At 35.3% G+C, this 2,762-nt stretch carries 2 protein-coding genes; one reads left to right on the top strand and one right to left on the bottom strand.

Translation table 11 applies throughout. The annotated features are described in order from the left end of the window. On the top strand, positions 1-743 hold a 743-nt coding region (locus tag QNK89_RS01605), incomplete at its 5' end, for a glycerophosphodiester phosphodiesterase family protein (protein WP_340169232.1). An 88-nt stretch (positions 744-831) separates the two neighbouring features. On the opposite strand, the gene QNK89_RS01600 is transcribed toward QNK89_RS01605, so the two are convergent. Next, a partial coding sequence (locus QNK89_RS01600) for a right-handed parallel beta-helix repeat-containing protein (protein WP_340169231.1) occupies positions 832-2,762 on the bottom strand: 1,931 nt, incomplete at its 5' end.

The raw sequence follows: 2,762 nt of genomic DNA, 5'->3' as shown, positions 1-2,762 counted from the left end.
ATGCGCAAACAAAAATAGTTGCGCATCGCGGATTTTCAAGTATAGCTCCCGAGAACACGCTTATTGCTTTTCAAAAGGCTATTGACTGTAAAGCGGATTATTTCGAGTTGGATGTTCATAGAACCAAGAATGATTCAATTGTTGTTATTCACAATTCATCTGTAGACAAGACGAGTTCCAATGGTTTTAAAGGGGAAATTTCCGAAATGAATTATAGTGACTTAAGGGCTGTTAACGTTGGTTACAGTCGTAAATTTGGTACTAAATACGAAAATGAAAAGATTCCAACTTTAAGAGAAGCCCTTGTATTGGCAAAAGGTAAAATTAAGGTCTGCATTGAAATAAAGGTTAATGGAACAGAGAAAGAAGTTCTTAAAATTGTAAATGACCTTGGGGTAAAAGAGGATGTAATCATATTTTCTTTTAAGTACCCCGTATTAGCCAAAATAAGACAACTGGATAAGGATATTCCAATCCTTTGGCTGATAAATAAAGCAGATAAAAAGACCTTAGAGCATGCTAAAATTATTGGATCGAATGCTATTGGAGTTGGACCTCAAACTAGGCTTACAAAAGAGTATCTAGATTTTGCGCACGAAAACGGTATTGAAGTATGGAAATGGACCATAAATAAAGAAGATGAAATGCAACGATTAATTGATCTTGGATTGGATGGTTTAATCACTGATTTCCCTGATAAAGCATTAAATAAATTAAGCACAACACAAAATAAACGCCATTAAAACAGGCGCTTATTCAAAATATTATTAAAGCCATCATAGTAATATTTAAAAAAGAGATGGTATTTGTAGTTTTTTAACTTGCTGACGATTAGTAAATAAGTATTTTTTTAGAAAAAGAGGTTCCTGAGGATTTCCCTAATAAAATGTAAATTCCTGTTTTCAGTGAACTTACATCTATATACTGCATTTTAGAACTATTTTTAACACCTCTAATTCTCGACCCTAAAATATTAAATAATTCCACAGATAAACGTGCATCCAAGTCATGCTTTATTTCTATGGTTTTAGAAGTGTGGTTAACATAAACCGACACTTTTGATTGTAACTCATTGTCTAATGATAGTACGAATTCAGAGTCCCATGAACCAACGTCATTCCCATCAGATCCAAAATCAATAGGGGTATCTACTCCTTGATCTACTGCATCATATTCTACTTTTCCAGAAGTTACATTAAATCTTAAATTAGAGGCTGTAAGGTCTGCCGGAGTGCCTGCACCTCCTTTAATTCCTGTTATAGAAACAGTTCCTTCATCTTGATTATCTATATTAGTACTAATCCATTGTGCTATAGAAGTCTCAAAAGTTTGTATTCCATTAGGACCTGCACCCCAATCTGATGGTCCACCCGCATCATTATTCGTTTTATTGTCATAAAATAAACTATTTGTAATAGTAGTATTACCGTTATCTGTTCTTATGGTTCCATAATCTTGGTTCGCTCTAGCGGTTGTATTTTGGTAAAATGTACAATTTGTGATGCTATTAGTACTATCAGAACCTGCAACCATGAACGCAGCACCCCCATCAGAATTATCAATGCCAGTGGTTTCATTATCATAAAAAGTAGAACCTGTTATGGTGAAATTTGCATTACCTGAATATATAGCTCCTCCTTTTGTAGTTGCAGAATTACTTTTAAAAAGTGAATTTGTGATTGTAATTATCCCTGATTGACCAAAAATAGCACCTGCTTCCTCTATAGAGGTATTATTTTCAAATGAACTGTCTATTATATTCAAGTTTCCATTGGCAAAAAATAGAGCACCACCACCAGCTCCATTAGATACAGAATTATCTGTTAAGGTGCAATTGTTAAAGGTTACTGAAGCTCCAGCAGCATTATTAAAAAGAACGCTACCACCTGCAAGGGTTGTATCATGGCCTGAAAATGTAAGATTTTTAAAAGTCACATCTGCAGACGTTGCTCCATTTATTGTAAAGAGTCTGCCTGTACCACCATTTCCATCTATAGATGAGCTAGCATCCAGGCCTTCTATTGTGAATGCAAAATTCTTAGATGTTAAATTAGCTCCATCTGGAGTAATTGTTCCTATAATTATAAGTTTATCTCCTTCAGAGGTTATATTCGACATGGCAACGCCAAAGTTACCAAATGCATTTGATTCACTTGTACCATCTAAGCTACCAGCACCTGCTGCAGAAACATAAACGATGTTTTGTGTTTCAGTCTGATAATCCTCTGATTGAACTGTATTAGACGCTGGGGAAACACCTATTGTATTTGTAGCTTTCAGCCTATAAAAATAGTTCGCTTGTTGCAAATCTGTGTCAGTATACGTTTCTGTATTAGCAGGGAGTGTCGCTAACGTCTGAAAACTCACTCCATCCGATGAGCGTTCTAAAATATAGTTGTCTTCTTCTATAGATACATCATGCCAAGTAAGTTCCAAATATTTTTCTGTAGCTGTAAATACAAAATCATTTGGAAATAATTTTCCCGGGGTATCTGGTAATACACCATGGGTCGTTCTATCTTCAAGTTGTGCTAAATATAAAGATTGTATTGATAAATTTTCTCCAGTTCCTTCAATATACCCTGCTGGATGAGTAAAAGGACCGGCTCCATTAACAGTAGCGTTACAACCAATAGCATAATTTTGACCAATAGGTGGTTTTTGAATGGCAATTTGATTAGAAGGTGCACTAATATTCCAAGCCACGCCGTTTGTTAAAGTCCAACCATGCCCTGTTCCATAACTCCCTCTATTGTGTAACC

The organism is Lacinutrix sp., from assembly GCF_037625555.1.
In the GTDB taxonomy this organism is placed as follows: domain Bacteria; phylum Bacteroidota; class Bacteroidia; order Flavobacteriales; family Flavobacteriaceae; genus Lacinutrix.
Note: the sequence above shows the minus strand (reverse complement) of the source record. Positions and strands in the feature narration are given on the sequence as shown.